Source organism: Vibrio sp. A37 (genome assembly GCF_059777565.1).
In genome coordinates this window covers 199,435-217,442 of sequence record NZ_JBLNLI010000006.1, presented here as the reverse complement: position 1 = coordinate 217,442, position 18,008 = coordinate 199,435, and the positions used below count along the sequence as shown (strand labels likewise).

The following is an 18,008-nucleotide window of genomic DNA, read 5'->3' as shown; positions in this document are numbered from 1 at the left end:
ATCAAATTATTGATGCCGAGATGGTGAAATTGGTAGACACGCTAGCATGAGGTGCTAGTGCCTTAGGTGTGAGGGTTCGAGTCCCTCTCTCGGCACCATGATTTACAAACTTGTAAAACACTTTGTAGAGCGTATAATGCTCAGCAAGTCGGACGCGGGGTGGAGCAGCTTGGTAGCTCGTCGGGCTCATAACCCGAAGGTCGTCGGTTCAAATCCGGCCCCCGCAACCAAAATCCTAATCGGATAGTGGACAAGTTTGTGCAGTGAAAGAGTCACTGCAGTTAAGCAAGTAAATTTAACTAGCTAAGAACAAAAGCTAGTCTAAAATTGGATTGTTTAACTTATCAGGGTCCAGCAACAAAAAACCCCGACGTTCGGGGTTTTTTGTTATCTAAAGTTTTTCAGTTCTAGATACTGAGAGAATTTTAGATAATGCTTGGGATTTATAATGGGCTCTGAGCCCTTTTTTTGTTTCTGGAGTGGTTTAAATGACTGGTTTAGAAAGGCAACTTACTGAAATGCTTGAAGCACCAGTACAAGCTTCTGGCTATGAATTAGTTGGATTAGAGTTTATCCGCGCAGGTGAACATTCAACATTGCGAATTTATATCGATCATGAAAATGGGATCAATGTTGATGATTGTGCGGAAGTGAGCCATCAGGTAAGTGCTGTAATGGATGTCGAAGATCCAATTTCTGTGGCTTATAACCTTGAAGTTTCTTCACCAGGATTGGAAAGACCACTTTTTAAAGCAGCACACTACGAGCAATTCATTGGTCACGAGGTGAGCATTGTTCTGAAAATGGCTGTCGGTAATCGTAGAAAATGGAAAGGTGACATTCACTCTGTGGATGGCGAAACCATTTCGATTACCGTTGAAGGACAAGAAGAACAATTTGCACTAAGCAATATTTCGAAAGCTAACCTGATCCCGAAATTTTAGTTCTCCTAGAGAAAAGAGCTTAAGAGGCTAGATAAAATGAGTAAAGAAATTTTAGCGGTTGTAGAGGCAGTTTCTAACGAGAAAGCAGTACCTCGTGAGCGTATTTTTGAAGCGTTAGAGATTGCGCTCGCCACATCAACAAAGAAAAAACACGAAATGGATATCGATGTTCGTGTTGAAATTGATCGCAGAAGTGGTGAGTTCGATACATTCCGTCGTTGGGAAGTTGTAGAAGAAGTTGAGTTCCCAACCAAGCAAATTTCACTGGAAGCCGCTCAGTATGACGATGAAACCATCGAGCTAGGCGACTTTGTCGAAGACGATATCGAGTCAGTGACATTTGACCGTATTACGACGCAAACTGCTAAGCAAGTTATCGTACAAAAAGTACGTGAAGCTGAGCGTGCGCAGGTAGTTGAGCAGTTCATCGATAACGAAGGTGAGCTAGTAACGGGTGTGGTCAAGAAAGTAAACCGTGACACTATCGTTCTTGATTTGGGTAATAACGCTGAAGCTGTCATTCTGCGTGAAGATCAATTACCACGTGAAAACTTCCGTGCTGGTGACCGTGTTCGTGGTCTACTTTATTCTGTTAAGCCAGAAGCGCGTGGTTTCCAACTATTTATTACGCGTTCTAAGCCTGAAATGTTGGCTGAGCTTTTCCGCGTTGAAGTTCCAGAAATTGGCGAGGAGCTAATTGAACTTCGTGGCGCAGCTCGTGACCCAGGTTCTCGCGCAAAAATTGCTGTGAAAACTAACGATAAGCGTATTGACCCAGTCGGTGCTTGTGTAGGCATGCGTGGTGCGCGTGTACAAGCCGTATCTGGCGAGCTTGGCGGTGAGCGTATCGATATCGTGCTTTGGGACGATAACCCAGCTCAGTTTGTTATCAATGCAATGGCGCCAGCGGATGTGGCTTCTATCATCGTTGATGAAGATGCGCACTCAATGGACATCGCTGTTGAAGCAGACAACTTGGCGCAGGCAATTGGCCGTAACGGTCAAAATGTACGTTTGGCTTCTCAACTAACCGGTTGGGAACTGAATGTAATGACAGTTGAAGATCTACAGAAGAAACACCAAGAAGAATCTTTAGCTTCTATCGAGAACTTTATGAAGTATCTTGATATCGAGCAAGACTTCGCTGAGCTTCTTGTAGAAGAAGGCTTCTCTACTCTTGAAGAAGTGGCTTATGTACCAGTTAACGAGCTACTTGAAGTTGACGGGTTAAACGAAGAAATCGTTGAAGAACTACGTAGCCGTGCAAAAGAGGCATTGACGACTCTTGCTCTGGCACAAGAAGAATCGTTTGAAGGTCTAGAGCCAGCAGAAGATCTGCTAGCACTTGAAGGCCTAGAGCGCGAAATGGCATTCAAATTGGCAGCTAAAGGGGTTGCAACCCTTGAAGACTTGGCTGACCAAGGTATTGATGAACTAGAAGGTATCGAAGGACTAACAGAAGAGCGTGCAGGTGAACTTATCATGGCAGCTCGTAATATCTGTTGGTTTGGCGACGAAGAATAATTTCAGCAAGGAGGTAGCGGTATGACAGAACTTACAGTTAAAACACTGAGTGACGAAATTGGTACGCCAGTTGACCGTTTGTTAGAACAACTTGCTGATGCAGGAATGAAAAAGTCTAGTGCGGATAACGTAACTGAGGACGAGAAGCAGCAGCTTCTTGCTCACCTAAAGAAAGAGCATGGTGATACTCAAGGTGATGCTTCTCCAACTAGGCTGACATTGCAGCGTAAAACTCGCAGCACGCTAAGCGTTAATGCTGGCGGCGGCAAGAGTAAAAACGTTCAAGTTGAAGTGCGCAAAAAGCGCACTTACGTAAAACGCAGTGCAATTGAAGATGAAGCGAAACGTGAAGCTGAAGAGCAAGCTAAACGTGAAGCGGAAGAAAATGCGAAACGTGAAGCTGAAGAGCAAGCTAAGCGTGAAGCGGAAGAAAAAGCGAAGCGCGAAGCAGAAGAAAAAGCCAAGCGTGAAGCGGAAGAGAAAGTAAAACGTGAAGCTGAAGAAAAAGCGAAGCGTGAAGCTCAAGAGAAAGCAAAACGTGAGGCAGAGCAAAATGCAGAACGTGATGCTGAAGATAAATCTAAGCAAGAAGCAGCAAAAATAGAGGCCGACGAACTTAAACGTCGTCAGGAAGAAGAAGCTAGGCGTAAAGCTGAAGAGGAAAGTCAGCGCAAGCTTGAAGAAGCTCGCGAAATGGCTGAGAAAAACAAAGAGCGTTGGTCTGCTGCAGAAAAGAAAAAGGGTGATATGGAAGATACAGATTACCATGTAACGACCTCACGTTATGCACGTGAAGCCGAAGATGAAGCAGATCGTCGTGAAGAGAATACTCGTCGCAAGAAGAAGAAAAAGACAGCAGCTAACGATCAAGACAACGATCGTGGTGGCCGTAACCAACGTGGTAAAGGTCGCAATAAAGGCAAGCTAGCTAAACCAACTTCTATGCAACACGGCTTCGACAAAACGGCGACCGTCGCTAAACAAGACGTTGTTATCGGTGAAACTATTGTTGTTTCTGAGCTAGCAAACAAGATGTCAGTGAAAGGTACTGAAGTCATCAAAGTGATGATGAAGATGGGTGCGATGGCAACTATCAACCAAGTCATTGACCAAGAAACTGCGCAGTTAGTTGCGGAAGAAATGGGCCACAAAGTTGTTCTACGTAAAGAGAACGAACTTGAAGAAGCGGTACTTTCTGATCGCGACCACGATGCTGAAGCAATTCACCGTGCACCTGTTGTAACTATCATGGGTCACGTTGACCACGGTAAGACATCGACGCTTGATTACATTCGTCGTGCTCACGTTGCATCTGGCGAAGCGGGCGGTATTACACAGCACATTGGTGCATACCACGTTGAAACTGACAACGGCATGATTACGTTCCTTGATACTCCTGGACACGCAGCATTTACTGCAATGCGTGCTCGTGGTGCTCAAGCGACAGATATCGTAATTTTGGTTGTTGCGGCTGACGATGGTGTGATGCCTCAAACTATCGAAGCTATCCAGCACGCAAAAGCGGCAGAAGTGCCACTAATTGTTGCTGTGAACAAAATCGATAAAGAAGATGCGAACCCAGATAACGTTAAGAACGAACTAGCACAGTACGATGTAATCCCTGAAGAGTGGGGCGGTGAGAACATGTTTGTTCACATCTCTGCGAAACAAGGTACTAACATCGAAGGTCTTCTAGAAGCAATTCTACTGCAAGCTGAAGTTCTTGAACTAACAGCAGTCGCTGATGGTATGGCTTCTGGTGTTGTCGTTGAATCTCGCCTTGATAAAGGCCGTGGTCCAGTTGCTACTGTACTTGTTCAATCAGGTACGCTACGTAAAGGCGACATTGTACTGTGTGGTCAAGAGTATGGCCGTGTACGTGCGATGCGTGATGAAGTCGGTAACGAAGTTACTGAAGCTGGTCCATCTATCCCTGTTGAGATCTTAGGTCTTTCAGGTGTACCTTCTTCTGGTGATGAAGCGACAGTTGTACGTGATGAGCGTAAAGCACGTGAAGTTGCGAACTACCGTCAAGGTAAGTTCCGCGACGTGAAACTAGCACGTCAACAAAAAGCGAAACTAGAGAACATGTTCTCTAACATGGCTGCCGGTGATGTTGCAGAACTTAACGTTGTTCTTAAAGCAGACGTTCAAGGCTCTGTAGAAGCGATTGCTGATTCACTACTGAAACTATCAACTGATGAAGTGAAAGTGAACATCGTTGGTTCTGGTGTGGGTGGTATTACTGAAACTGATGCAGTACTCGCAGCAGCTTCAAATGCAATCATCCTTGGCTTTAACGTTCGTGCTGATGCAACTGCTCGCCGTACAGTTGAGTCTGAGAACTTAGATCTTCGCTACTACTCAATCATCTATCAATTGATTGACGAAGTGAAACAAGCGATGGGCGGTATGCTTGCTCCTGAATTCAAACAAGAAATCAGTGGTCTTGCAGAAGTTCGTGACGTGTTCAAGTCACCAAAACTTGGCGCGATTGCAGGTTGTATGGTTACTGAAGGTATCATTAAGCGTAACAACCCGATCCGCGTACTACGTGATAACGTGGTTATCTACGAAGGTGAACTTGAGTCACTACGTCGCTTTAAAGACGATGTTCAAGAAGTGAAAAACGGCTACGAATGTGGTATCGGCGTTAAGAACTACAATGACGTTCGCGTGGGTGACCAAATTGAAGTATTCGAAGTTGTTGAAGTTAAACGTACTTTAGACTAATTGACTGACATCATTTAATTGGTTGTTAAATACACCATGGGGGGCTGGTTAGAACCATCCCCCCATTCTTTCTATTGTGAGAAAAGATATGTCAAAAGAATTTAGCCGCACTCAGCGGGTATCCCAACAGCTACAAAAAGAGCTAGCTGTTATCCTTCAACGTGAAGTGAGAGATTCACGTATTGGAATGGTCACTATTTCTGACGTTGAAGTATCAAGAGACTTGGCTTACGCCAAAGTATTTGTCACTTTCCTTTGTGTTGGCGAACAGACTCCTGAAAGTTGTTTGAATGCTTTGAAAGAGCATGAAGGTCATATTCGTATGATGCTTGGCAAGCGTATTCGCCTGCGTCTAACACCTGAAATTCGTTTCCAATATGACAGTACCCTAGTTGAAGGTATGCGTATGTCTAATTTGGTAAGCGAAGTGCTGAGCGAAGATAAGCGTAAGCAAAAAGAATCAGGTCGTGCAGATGAACAACCTGGTTCTGAAGAGTCAGGAGAGGCGTAATGGCAAGACGTCGTAAAGGCCGTCCAGTCAATGGCATAGTGTTACTGGATAAACCGACTGGGATCTCATCCAACGACGCGTTGCAAAAAGTTAAGCGTATCTACTTTGCTGAAAAAGCAGGTCATACAGGTGCGCTTGACCCACTAGCAACTGGCATGCTTCCGATCTGCCTTGGTGAAGCAACCAAGTTCTCTCAGTTTCTTCTTGATTCAGATAAGCGCTATGTTGTGATTGCCAAACTAGGTGAGCGTACCAACACCTCTGACTCCGATGGTGAAGTGGTAGAAACTCGCGAAGTAAATGTCACTAAAGAGCGCTTACTTGAATGCATCGAGACGTTCAAAGGTGAAACTGACCAAGTGCCTTCAATGTTTTCTGCATTGAAACATCAAGGTCGCCCGCTGTACGAATACGCTCGAGAAGGCGTTGAAGTACCACGTGAAGCGCGCAAGATCACCGTCTATTCTATCGAACTGCTGCGCTTTGAAGGCGATGAAGTTGAGATGGAAATTCACTGCTCAAAAGGTACCTATATCCGAACCATTACTGACGATCTTGGTGAAATGCTGGGTTGTGGTGCTCATGTGACGTATTTACGTCGTACTGGCGTTGCTAACTACCCAGTCGATAAAATGGTCACACTTGAGCAGCTCAATGCTTTGCTAGAGCAAGCGAGAGAGCAAGAGATTGAGCCGCGTTTACTTCTCGACCCAATTCTAATGCCAATGGATACAGCTGTTGAGTCTCTAGCTGAAGTCAACTTGATTCCAGAGTTAACCGATATGGTTCAGCATGGTCAGCCTGTGCAAGTCTTCGGTGCACCAAGTGAAGGTTTTGTACGCATGACTTCTGGTGAAGAGCGCCAGTTTATCGGTGTGGCAGAAATCGATGATGATGGTCGAATCGCACCAAAACGATTGGTTGTGTTTAGATAGTCTTGCATCATATTGCAGACGAAAAACCAAAGCTTAGGCTTTGGTTTTTTTATGCCGTAAAGTTTATTTTGAATAGTGCTTAACCAGATCGTCTGGGTGTATCAGATCTTTCTCAAGTAAGATTTTGCGTAGCTCATCGGCTCGCTCGCGATTGACACCAAAATCTGAATAACCAACTCGAGATTCAGATCGAACCAGCAGTTTCTCGCCTTTTATTTCAAGCTCAAGATCATCGACAAATCGCATAATTCTAGTGGTACAAGTGATATGCAGATAGTCACCAGTTTTGCTGGTAACTTTAGATCGGGGCAGAGTTAATGCGGCGGCTTCAATTTGATCAATGGTTACGCCTTTTCTGAGCACATAAGGATCGAGCCGATACTCTTTACGCAGATCCTGCGTAGAAACACAATTTGGCTTATCCCCACAAGGCAGCTCTACGCGGCTTTTCATATTTGAAACTCCTTGGCTACATCCAGCAAGGGAAGCAGCAGCTAAAGTTAGTACCAGATAGTTTGTTTTTAGCATCGATATGTAATCAATTACTTAAGTGTTGTTTTAACCATAGCATTCGAATCTGGTATATAAAGTGAAGGGCATCAAATGTGTTTGGTGAAATCTAAATCTAAATATTACTAAACAGCTCTTCTGTTTCTTTGTTTACTTGCTCCTGAGACTTTCCTGTTGGTGGTGGATTGTTGAATCGAGTTAAGGCTTCTTTTCGGTGGAATACTTGCTTAGCCATTGTAAGTTCGTAAAAGCACTTCGGTGATTTGTGAAAGTCGAAAATTAACTCTACATCATCTACTTCTTCATAGGGGACATTTAAGCCCAAAAGTATTTGTTTAATAGCTGAAAGTTGCTGGTCATTTTTATAAAAAAGACAGCTGTCTTCTTTGGTATGAACACGAAATACAGATTCAGGTTGCTCTAAAGAATCTTCGCAAACATCATATTTCGAGTAGAGGCAAAATACCCTCCTCTTTTTATGGTGACGAACAAACAGAAACTGCTCTGAAGGGATAATGTATTCATCGATGCGAATCTCTCTTTTTTTAGTGCTCATAAAGGCAAGCAGAAGAAAGCCTCCAGATCCAGCTAGAGCCATTGGCCCCATTATTGCGACGGCGAGAATACAAGCACCGCAGCCTATATAAGCCATTATCTGTACAAACCTTGGCCCCCATAAAGGCTCATCTAAGCGTTTTTGGTAAAGTAGGCCAGCAGAGGAAAGGGTATAGTCATATCGGTCGTCTATACCATAGCTGAGGTAGCCAGCCCACCCAGCAATAATCAAAGGAATGATAAGTAAATAAATATCTGGATTAGATATAAGCCAAACTGGTCGATCACTTGAAAATGTCATTACTCCACCAAAAACTAGAGCAGTCATTAGTATTGGTACAACCCAGATAATGGCACGAAGATGACGAAAGTTATGTTCGACATTTTTGCACATCCAGTGCGTGACATCCGGTTCACTTGCAATATCTTCAGAGCGTTGTTGTTGGTATTCCTGAAACTGCTCAGGGGTGATATAAAAAGGTAAATAGGCCAAGCTTAACTCCTTGCACATATGATGACGGGCTCGCCTTGGATATTCGCCTGACATTTTTCTATTTTTTCTGGGTCAGTGAGAGCAGTGTATTCTGATTGTTTAAAAATGACATGCTGTAAAAAGTAGCTGAACTGTATATTGTCACTTTGAGAATCATTACTTGGATCGATAGCAGACAAATAGTCCAGTTTTATTGATAAAAAACTTTGCTCGTTGCCAATAGGCAAGGTCATATGATAGACAAGAACTTCATTTAGGTTTGAGCTAATGTTTTTGCTTTTTGTATTCAGATCATCTACTAACCATTTTCCCTGTTCTATTGCTCTTTCATAACTACTTGAATTGGTGGTAATCAGAACTCCTTGTAGTGCATATTTTTTCGGAATATGGATGCTTACTTCTACACCGACAAGCTCTTTTCGGGTGTAATGATAGTATGGTTCTATAAGTTCAATAGGCTTTTGAATGATGCTTGGCTGAAAAATTATCTTTTCTAGTCTTTGTGATTCTTTCTTTGCAATTTTTTGATTTAAATGATTATTTTTCCATTGAAGTCGTTTTTCGCTGTAGCTCCAAGGTGAGTAAAAAAGCCATTTTTGATATTCGTCTCTTTTAATTGATTGCAGAGCGAAATCAGTAAAGAGTAGTGCCAAAGAGGCTAAGAAAAAGGCACCCATAATGATTGGGCCCATCATAAATGAAATAGTAAAGACTCCAAATGTACCGCCTATAACTTGTATTCCAAGTGCTGCTACATTTAGTATTAAAGCACCAAACTTAGCTCTATTTAGCCACTTTTCAAGTCCCTTAGTTTTATCGATATTACTCCAAGCTCTATAGCCTTCAATGCTAGTTGCAATAAGTCCCAGAGAAGCTGTAGTAGTTAACCATTTAGTAAAATATTTCGCATTTGATAAATCAAGTGCACTCGCACCTTGGAGTTTCTCCCTCATTATTAAGGTTTGCAAAGAGCGAAGAGAGCTATTTCTTAAAATCTGATTTCCTTTAATCGGAGCCCAAGCGTTTGAGGCTCGTATCCCCGACCAAGCTGCCGCGGTGTAAAATGTCATTTGCCCAATATTTTGCCATTCATCTTTTGTCGCTAACCCTGTTTTATCAAGGGTGATTAAAGTATCGGCTAGAACGATAGAGTTTAATATCAATGCGATAAACCCTAAACCGCCAACCTTTGAAAGCCTTTGTTTAAAGCTATCCGCTTTACCTTCAATAAGTTCATTTAAGCTTTGTCTGATTGTTTTAGTGATTGCTTGAGTCTCGGCTACCATGACTGGAGGGCTATTCACGGTTACGGCAAACTTATGTTGAAGGCTTAGAAGCTCCTTGGTCGCTTTGTTGTATCTTTGGCGTGAAACTGTGCCTTTTGAACGATTTAGATTGTATCTTTCGATGATGCCTTTGGTTTGACTTATTTTATTTTCAAGCTGGATGACGCTATTTCGCCATTCTAGAGTTTGGTCTTTAAAATCTTTGTAAATGGCAAAGTGAGTGCCTTGCGCCATTTTTTCCGCTGCAACGATCATCCACATTACTTGCTGGGAACTGAACGTTTTGGGTATGGCTGAGAGAAGTAGCGATGATGAATGAGCGATAGCACTTACGCCGATATCTTTCGTTCCTTTGAGTAAAGCGTCGCCAAATGCGAGTATTATCTTATCTAGGCTTTTAAAGCCTTTCGCTACATCACCGAGTATTTTTGTCTCTTGAATATCTGGAGCTTGAATAAAATTGCTCATCGATGTGTATACGCTGGTTCCCAGTGTCCAATTTGAAGAAAGGTCGACCAAGTTTTTCCATGCGTTTTCATCGTTTTCTTCGGTATTGAGTATTGCCTGCGTGTTGGGATAAAAGTGATTTTCCTGCAGCGCTTGATATAGAGAGTGACTAAAGCCAGTGGTATAGAGCGCTATATAGGAATTCTGAGCATCCAGTTTTTCCGCCAACCAGCTTTGGTCCTCTTCACTCAAAAGCAGTGTGAAGGTTTCGGCTAACTGAATGTGCAAAGTTTGCAAGGCACATTGAGTACCAACACCATACAAATCAAACAAAGCTTCACAGCGAAAACCGTTGAGATAATCGTTATAGCGTTGTAAGTCTTGTTTACTGGCTTGAATTTCAGGTAGATATTGGTCTCGCTGGCAAACAATGGTTTGCATTTCTTCGAGCAGCTTTTTCCAATCTATTTGTTTGCGATAGCGGTCAGTTGCCATCCAATCGCCGAAGCGATTAAAACTGTCAGGGCTAAGATTGTATTTGTCTCTGATCGATTGAGCGGACTGCGCTATTTTCGGCTCACTTGCCGCGTGGGCAGCTTGTTGATAGGCATAGATGGAATTCGACGAGCGATTTTGACTGTGCTTGATGGCATCTTTGAGCTCTTGTTTATTTTGATAGTATTCCGCCATGTCGGCATAAAATTCTATCTCTTTATTCTCCTTTCTAACGTTGTATGGAAAGCGAGTTTCATCGCTGGCACCAAACATGGTTAACGTCATGACGGCTTGCATTAGAGCCCATTGGTTCGCGGTTTGCTCTTCAACGTGTTTATAGGTCGATGCATAGTAGGCATGTCTTGCAGAGATATCTTGACCATCGGCTATGAGATCATTGATAGCGACAACGAAAGCAGGCTCTGCTGTTGGTAAACCCTCAACTAGGTTGCTTAGGCTAGCAATGGGTTTGATTTCTATCTGGCTAGTATCATCTTGTTGATCATCACTGGATTGGGTCATCACTCCACTTAAAGAAAATCTGCCATCTTCTACAGGGGATATTTCGATATCAGCGACTTGTCCAAGTAGGCTGATTGGGCCAACGTGGTTGGTGGGATGCTCATCGGTTAAGATAATGGTTTGCATGTGTTGGGTATGAGCGCCAATATTGTTTAAAACGTATAAGTATTTGATCCACGTCCATCGATGTGTGGAATACATTAGAGATAGCACGCTATCTTTTGGGTAGCTAAGATAGGTTTTGCTCTGCTGCGTTTCACCGCGAGTTTCTGTATCAGGATTTTCATTTGGCAAAGGCTTGTAGAAAGTAAAGTTGTTTCCTTGAACCAGATATTCGTCGAGGGTTTGGTTGGCTTTATCATAGATATACAGCCAGCCATCTCGAAGTTGACGCAATGTGTAGCTCGAGGTTTTCAAATGCTGACCCAACGGGCCTTGTCCTTGCCAATCGTCTGGTAACCCAAATGGCTTTTGCACTGGTGTGCTGTCTGGCTCGTCCATTTGGTCAATGGCATAGCGAACTGGAATAAAATGAGTGTTAGCTTCTTCTGGTTCTTTCTTTGGCGTTAGGTCTAAGGTCTCTGGCTGAGCAGGTTCTGGTTCCTGTGATATTTTCTCTGTTTTCCCCTGCCAATACATACTGTGTTTTGGTGGCAGGCCATTTATATCGTCAGAAGGGCTTTGTCTGAGCTTAACAAATTGCTGCAACGTACCATCTTTATCAAACGCTTTTTCTGCTTCTTGGTAGGAATAGTCGCTGTGCTGCCAAAACATAGATGTTTGGGGTGGAAAAGGGTAGCTTTTGCTCACAAATCTTAACCAAATCAATTATTTCAATGAAATGATATTTAGCAAGTGCAATGCCAATGATATGCCTTTGTTTATCAATGGGTTGCGCTGCTAACTTTGTTGGAAAATTGAAAGCTTGGTAAGAGTTCTAATTTCTTGGAAATTCTTTTAAGTTATTGAGAAATAAAAAGGGCCTGAAATCAGGCCCTTGAAATGCTTTATTATTGGCAATTTTACACTTCTAGGTAATCAAGAATACCTTCGGCTGCTTTGCGGCCTTCGTCAATCGCAGTCACCACTAAATCTGAGCCACGAACCGCATCCCCGCCAGCAAAGATCTTCTTGTTGCTGGTTTGATACATAAACTCTTGATCGTTTGGCGCTTTGATTCGGCCCCATTGATCGAGCTCGACGTCGAACGGTTCTAGCCAGTCCATGCGGTGAGGTTGGAAACCAAATGCCATGATTACGGTATCAGCAGCCAATACATGCTCACTTCCTTCAACAGGCTCCGGTCTGCGACGACCCGCTTCATCAGGTTCACCTAAAGCAGTTTTCACGACTTTAACACCTGTAACCTTGCCTGAACCGTCGACTTCGATACCAAGAGGTTGCAAGTTAAACATAAAGTTCACGCCTTCTTCTTTAGCGTTTTTCACTTCTCGGCGAGAGCCCGGCATGTTGCTTTCATCTCTGCGGTAAGCGCAAATCACATTGCTCGCACCTTGTCGAACAGAAGTGCGCACACAGTCCATCGCGGTATCACCACCACCGAGAACGACGACCTTTTTACCTGCCATATCAATGAACGGTTGATCACTTTCAAAGTTCATCACTTTGTAGGTGTTAGAAATCAAAAATGGTAGTGCGTCATAAACGCCTTGTGCATCCTCGTTCTCTAGGCCAGCACGCATATTTTTATATGTGCCCACACCAAGGAATACCGCATCATAGTCGTCAACGAGTTCAGTAAAAGAGATGTCTTTGCCAACTTCAACACTGAGCTTAAATTCCACACCCATTTCAGTGAAGATCTTACGTCTATTTTCCATCACCTCTTTTTCAAGCTTGAATGAGGGGATACCGAAAGTGAGTAGGCCGCCAATCTCTGGGTAGCGGTCAAAGACAACTGGCTTTACGCCATTGCGAACTAAGATATCGGCGGCAGCAAGGCCGGCTGGGCCTGCGCCAACGATCGCGACTTTTTTGTCTGTCCACTCGACATTAGACATGTCAGGTTTCCAGCCCATTTTGAACGCTTCATCGGTAATGTATTTTTCGATATTACCGATAGTGACAGCGCCAAAATCGTCATTTAACGTACAGGAACCTTCGCACAAGCGATCTTGTGGGCAAACGCGGCCGCAAACTTCTGGCAGGCTATTGGTTTGATGCGATAGCTCTGCCGCTTCGATAATACGACCTTCATTGGCAAGCTTTAACCATTGAGGAATATAGTTGTGAACTGGGCATTTCCACTCACAGTATGGGTTACCACAATCTAGGCAGCGATCGGCTTGCGCGGTGGCTTGTTGTTTTGTGAATGGTTCATAGATTTCAACGAATTCGATTTTTCTCTTTTTCAGAGGCTTCTTCGCTGGGTCTACGCGGTTCACATCGATAAACTGGTAAACATTCTGGCTCATTTAATTCTGGCTCCTTCCAATTCTTACTGTGCTTGAACGCGCAGTTCAGCAGCGCTACGACTTTGGTGACCTAACAAAGTGTTGAGGTCAGCGGCTTTTGGTTTAACAAGGAAGAATTTAGGGATCCACTCATCAAAGTTAGCCAGAATATTTTCAGCATGGACAGAGCCTGTAAGCTCTAGATGCTCGGCAATCAGTCCGCGTAAGTGCTCTTGATGAATATTGAGTGAAGATAGCGATAGAGCTTCCACTGACTCATTATTCACGCGGCCTTGGAAGTCGTCGTTGGCATCAAGTACATAGGCAAATCCGCCCGTCATGCCTGCGCCAAAGTTAACGCCGGTTGCGCCAAGAATCGCGACTATGCCGCCAGTCATGTATTCACAAGCGTTGTCACCTGCGCCTTCCACAACAGCAATACAGCCTGAGTTACGCACACCGAATCGTTCGCCAGCTGTACCTGAAGCAAATAGCTTACCGCCAGTTGCGCCATACAAACAGGTGTTACCAATAATGGTGGCTTCGTTACAGTTAAACGCGGTACCCAAGTGAGGCTTGATAACAATCTTACCGCCTGCCATACCTTTGCCGACATAGTCGTTGGCGTCACCTGTCAGATAAAGCTCAACGCCACCTGCGTTCCAAACGCCAAAGGATTGACCAGCCGTGCCTTGCAGTTGCAATTTAATTGGCGATGCTGCCATACCTTGGTTACCGTAACGCTTGGCGATTTCACCTGATAAACGAGCACCGATAGAGCGGTCTGTGTTGAGCACATCGTAGAAAAGAGTGATTGACTCTTTATTCTCAATCGCGTCTTTCGCTGCATCGACGATCTTCTGATTTAGTTCCGCTTTATCAAATGGTGTGTTTGGCTGCGTCCAGTACATTGGATGGTTTTCCGCAGAAACAGGTTTTTCCAAAATATGCGACAGGTCGAGCTTGCTTTGTTTCGCCGTTTTGCCTTCTACGATATCAAGTAGGTCGGTTCGGCCAATCAAATCAGTCAGCTTTTCAACACCTAACTCCGATAGATATTGGCGCACTTCCTCAGCAAGGCCTGTGAAATAGTTAACGACCATTTCTGGCAAGCCTTTGAAGTACTCTTTGCGAAGTTTCTCGTCTTGAGTTGCAACACCTGTCGCACAATTGTTTAAGTGACAAATACGCAAGAATTTACAGCCAAGAGCGACCATAGGAGCCGTGCCGAAACCAAAGCTTTCTGCACCTAAAATAGCAGCTTTCACCACATCTAACCCAGTCTTCAAGCCACCGTCAACTTGCAAGCGAATCTTATGACGCAGACCGTTAGCAACTAAGGCTTGCTGCGTTTCGGCTAAGCCTAACTCCCAAGGGCTGCCAGCATATTTTACTGACGTGAGCGGGCTAGCGGCAGTACCGCCGTCGTAACCAGAGATAGTGATTAAATCAGCATAAGCTTTTGCTACGCCAGTAGCGATGGTGCCGACACCGGGCTCAGAAACCAATTTCACCGAAACCAACGCGTTAGGGTTAACTTGCTTAAGGTCGAAAATTAGCTGGGCTAAATCTTCGATAGAGTAGATATCGTGATGCGGTGGCGGTGATATTAGTGTTACGCCTTGTACCGAGTAACGAAGTTTAGCAATTTCTGCTGTGACCTTATGTCCGGGCAACTGACCACCTTCACCGGGTTTCGCGCCTTGCGCGACCTTAATTTGCAGAACATCAGCATTGGTGAGGTAATGTGGAGTGACGCCAAAGCGGCCGGAAGCGATCTGCTTGATTCGAGAATTACGGTTGGTGCCAAAACGGCGTTTGTCTTCGCCACCTTCTCCTGAGTTTGAATAGCCGCCAAGCTTATTCATCGCGATGGCCAGCGCTTCGTGCGCTTCTGGGCTCAAGGCGCCAATAGACATTGCTGCAGTATCAAAGCGTTTAAACAGCTCAGAGCTTGGTTCAATTTTTTCTAACTGAGTTGGAGTCGATGACTTCTTCAGTGCCATTAAATCACGCAATGTGGCTGCTGGTCTTGAGTTTACTTGTTCAGCAAAGCTTGTGTAATCTTGCTCTTCACCAGATTTCACTGCTTTTTGCAGACTACTGACGACATTTGGGTTATATGCGTGGTATTCGCCATCGTGAACGTATTTCAGCAAACCACCATGCTCGATTGGCTTACGTTTAGCCCACGCTTTTCTTGACAGGTTAAACAGGTCTTGCTGGAAATCGTCAAAGTTTGCGCCTTGAATTCTCGTCGCGACGCCTTTAAAGCACAAATCCACCACATCTTGATGCAAGCCAACGGCTTCAAATAGCTGCGAGCAGCGGTAAGAAGCAATAGTTGAAATACCCATCTTAGACATGATTTTGTACAGGCCTTTATTAATGCCGTACTGATAGTTTTGCATCACGTCGCGGTAGCTCTTTTCAATAGCGCCATCATCAACCAGTTTACCCAATGTTTCGTAAGCGAGGTACGGGTATACTGCAGTAGCGCCAAAGCCTAACAAAACAGCAAATTGGTGAGGATCGCGAGCTGTTGCTGTTTCGACAATGATGTTGGCATCGCAGCGAAGGTTAGCGTCAATTAAGCGAGTTTGTACAGCACCAACCGCCATGGCTGCAGGAATCGGTAATTTGCCTTTGCAAAGCGCTCTATCTGAAAGAACCACTAAAACAGTGCCTTCTTTCACCACTTGCTCAGCTTCACTGCTAAGATCTTCAATCGCTTGCTTTAATGTTGTTGTTTTTGGATCGTAGCTAATGTTTATGATCGTATTGCGATAATGCTCGTCACTCAGTTCGAGCAACTGTTGCATGTCTGAGTAAAGTAGCACCGGAGAGTCAAACGTCACACGATTGGCGTGCCCATCTGTCTCGCAGAACACGTTCATCTCTTGACCAACACTTGTGGCTAATGACATGACGTGTTTTTCACGCAGAGGATCGATTGGTGGGTTGGTTACTTGGGCAAACTTTTGACGGAAATAATCGCTCACTAAACGCTCTTTCGATGACAGCACAGCCATTGGCGTGTCGTCACCCATTGAGCCAGTCGCTTCTTGGCCCATATCACCTAGAATGCGTAGGACTTGATCGACTTCCTCATTCGACATTGCGAATTGCTTTTGATAGGTCTTAAGCAAGTCTTCATCAAAGTTACGCTCTCCAACAAGTTCTTCAGCAAGTTCAGAAAATGGTGTTAATTTGTGAACGTTGTTTTCCATCCAAGTTTTATATGGATGACGTTCTTTTAGATCGTTGTCAATTTCGCTCGATTGCCACAGCTTACCTTCTTGGGTATCGATAACCAATAGTTCGCCGGGGCCAACGCGGCCTTTTTCAGCGACTTCATCAGGTGCGTAATCCCAAATGCCAACTTCAGAAGCGAGAGTGATCAGCTTGTCTTTGGTGACCACATAACGAGCAGGGCGAAGACCATTACGGTCTAGGTTACAAGCCGCATAGCGTCCGTCGGACAGTACGATACCTGCGGGGCCATCCCAAGGTTCCATATGTTTCGAGTTAAAGTCATAGAATGCTCGCAACTCAGGATCCATATCTGGGTGGTTTTGCCATGCTGGTGGCACAAGCATTCGCATCGCACGGAAAATATCCATACCACCAGCTAAGAACAGATCAAGCATATTATCTAGACTCGAAGAGTCTGAACCTGTCTCGTTTACAAATGGTGCAGCGGTTTGTAAATCTGGTAGAAGCGGGGAAGAAAACTTATATGCTCTTGCTCTGGCCCACTGTCTATTACCTTCGATGGTGTTAATTTCACCGTTGTGGGCTAGGTATCTAAATGGTTGAGCAAGTGGCCAGCGAGGTTGTGTGTTAGTAGAGAAGCGCTGGTGGAACAAGCAAATGGAAGACTCCATTCTCAAATCAGCCAGATCAAGATAAAAGCGGGGTAGATCCGCCGGCATGCACAGGCCTTTATAGATGATGACTTGAGTTGATAAACTACAAATATAGAAATCATCATCTTGGATCTGTTTTTCGATTCGGCGTCTAGCAATATACAAGCGCCTTTCGATATCTCTTTCCAGCCAACCCGCTGGCGCTGAGACAAACACTTGTTGGATATTCGGTAGTGAGTCTTTTGCTATAGGCCCTAATACGTCTGGATTAGTTGGAACGGTTCTCCATCCCGCGACATTAAGAGTCTCTTTACCTAGCTCAGTATTGATTATTTGTTGTGCGTTTTGAGCTTTGACACTGTCTTGGCTCAAAAAAATCATTCCGACTGCGTATTGTTTACTTAGGTTAAAACCTTCATTTTCCGCAACCAATCGCATGTAAGAATCTGGCTTTTGAAGCAATAGACCACAACCGTCTCCGGTTTTCCCATCTGCGGCTATACCACCTCGGTGGGTCATGCGATCAAGTGCTGAAATTGCTGTACGAACGAGTTTGTGGCTTGGTTCACCTTCCATATGGGCAATCAAACCGAATCCACAATTGTCTTTCTCAAGTTGAGGATCGTAAAGCGCCATTGCAATTCTCCCTGTAATTTTCTGTCTACCAGACAGTAAATGGATAATTATAATAATTGTGTTTATTGACTAAATATTCATTATTTTTGACTAAAATGGTGCGTAATTCGCAAGGTCATTTTTAAGCCGAAATT

At 44.2% G+C, this 18,008-nt stretch carries 10 protein-coding genes and 2 tRNA genes; 7 read left to right on the top strand and 5 right to left on the bottom strand.

Features of this window, described 5'->3' with window-relative positions; all coding sequences use genetic code 11:
- Positions 1-14: 14 nt before the first annotated feature.
- The 7 genes from ACM2FC_RS12800 to truB all read left to right on the top strand — a co-directional run bounded on the left by ACM2FC_RS12800 (position 15) and on the right by truB (position 6,647).
- Positions 15-98: transfer RNA gene (locus ACM2FC_RS12800), tRNA-Leu, on the top strand.
- Between the two features lie 55 nt (positions 99-153).
- Positions 154-230: transfer RNA gene (locus ACM2FC_RS12795), tRNA-Met, on the top strand.
- A 258-nt stretch (positions 231-488) separates the two neighbouring features.
- The gene (rimP, locus tag ACM2FC_RS12790; protein ID WP_498481314.1) at positions 489-944 is read left to right on the top strand and encodes a ribosome maturation factor RimP; all 456 of its coding nucleotides are present in this window, start codon (positions 489-491) and stop codon (positions 942-944) included.
- 36 nt (positions 945-980) lie between these two features.
- Positions 981-2,468, top strand: coding sequence for a transcription termination factor NusA (gene nusA / locus ACM2FC_RS12785; RefSeq protein ID WP_498481313.1), 1,488 nt, complete (start codon positions 981-983; stop codon positions 2,466-2,468).
- A 21-nt stretch (positions 2,469-2,489) separates the two neighbouring features.
- A complete protein-coding gene (infB, locus tag ACM2FC_RS12780) occupies positions 2,490-5,201 on the top strand; it encodes a translation initiation factor IF-2 (RefSeq protein ID WP_498481312.1) in 2,712 nt (903 codons plus the stop codon).
- Between the two features lie 88 nt (positions 5,202-5,289).
- On the top strand, positions 5,290-5,712 hold the full coding sequence (gene rbfA / locus ACM2FC_RS12775) for a 30S ribosome-binding factor RbfA (RefSeq protein WP_498481311.1): 423 nt from the start codon (positions 5,290-5,292) through the stop codon (positions 5,710-5,712).
- On the top strand, positions 5,712-6,647 hold the full coding sequence (truB, locus tag ACM2FC_RS12770) for a tRNA pseudouridine(55) synthase TruB (protein WP_498481310.1): 936 nt from the start codon (positions 5,712-5,714) through the stop codon (positions 6,645-6,647). The genes rbfA and truB overlap by 1 nt, the downstream gene beginning before the upstream one ends.
- Positions 6,648-6,710: 63 nt before the next feature.
- Here truB and ACM2FC_RS12765 read toward each other — a convergent pair whose 3' ends face one another.
- The 5 genes from ACM2FC_RS12765 to gltB form a co-directional block, all read right to left on the bottom strand.
- A complete protein-coding gene (locus ACM2FC_RS12765; protein WP_498481309.1) occupies positions 6,711-7,175 on the bottom strand; it encodes a DUF1499 domain-containing protein in 465 nt (154 codons plus the stop codon).
- Between the two features lie 97 nt (positions 7,176-7,272).
- Positions 7,273-8,205: an immunity protein TsiV2 protein gene (locus ACM2FC_RS12760; protein WP_498481308.1), complete on the bottom strand. Its 933-nt coding sequence runs from the start codon at positions 8,203-8,205 to the stop codon at positions 7,273-7,275.
- Between the two features lie 2 nt (positions 8,206-8,207).
- Positions 8,208-11,765: a T6SS effector BTH_I2691 family protein gene (locus ACM2FC_RS12755; RefSeq protein ID WP_498481307.1), complete on the bottom strand. Its 3,558-nt coding sequence runs from the start codon at positions 11,763-11,765 to the stop codon at positions 8,208-8,210.
- A 212-nt stretch (positions 11,766-11,977) separates the two neighbouring features.
- Positions 11,978-13,390 carry an FAD-dependent oxidoreductase gene (locus ACM2FC_RS12750; RefSeq protein WP_498481306.1) on the bottom strand — a complete coding sequence of 471 codons (1,413 nt, stop codon included), beginning with the start codon at positions 13,388-13,390 and terminating at the stop codon, positions 11,978-11,980.
- Between the two features lie 23 nt (positions 13,391-13,413).
- Positions 13,414-17,874: a glutamate synthase large subunit gene (gltB, locus tag ACM2FC_RS12745; protein WP_498481305.1), complete on the bottom strand. Its 4,461-nt coding sequence runs from the start codon at positions 17,872-17,874 to the stop codon at positions 13,414-13,416.
- Positions 17,875-18,008: the final 134 nt, after the last annotated feature.

Bases quoted from the DNA above. Each gene is read 5' to 3' on its own strand.
- truB (WP_498481310.1), top strand. From the start codon at position 5,712: ATGGCAAGACGTCGTAAAGGCCGTCCAGTCAATGGCATAGTGTTACTG.
- ACM2FC_RS12765 (WP_498481309.1), bottom strand. From the start codon at position 7,175: ATGCTAAAAACAAACTATCTGGTACTAACTTTAGCTGCTGCTTCCCTT.
- ACM2FC_RS12750 (WP_498481306.1), bottom strand. From the start codon at position 13,390: ATGAGCCAGAATGTTTACCAGTTTATCGATGTGAACCGCGTAGACCCA.
- rimP (WP_498481314.1), top strand. From the start codon at position 489: ATGACTGGTTTAGAAAGGCAACTTACTGAAATGCTTGAAGCACCAGTA.
- nusA (WP_498481313.1), top strand. From the start codon at position 981: ATGAGTAAAGAAATTTTAGCGGTTGTAGAGGCAGTTTCTAACGAGAAA.
- infB (WP_498481312.1), top strand. From the start codon at position 2,490: ATGACAGAACTTACAGTTAAAACACTGAGTGACGAAATTGGTACGCCA.
- rbfA (WP_498481311.1), top strand. From the start codon at position 5,290: ATGTCAAAAGAATTTAGCCGCACTCAGCGGGTATCCCAACAGCTACAA.
- gltB (WP_498481305.1), bottom strand. From the start codon at position 17,874: ATGGCGCTTTACGATCCTCAACTTGAGAAAGACAATTGTGGATTCGGT.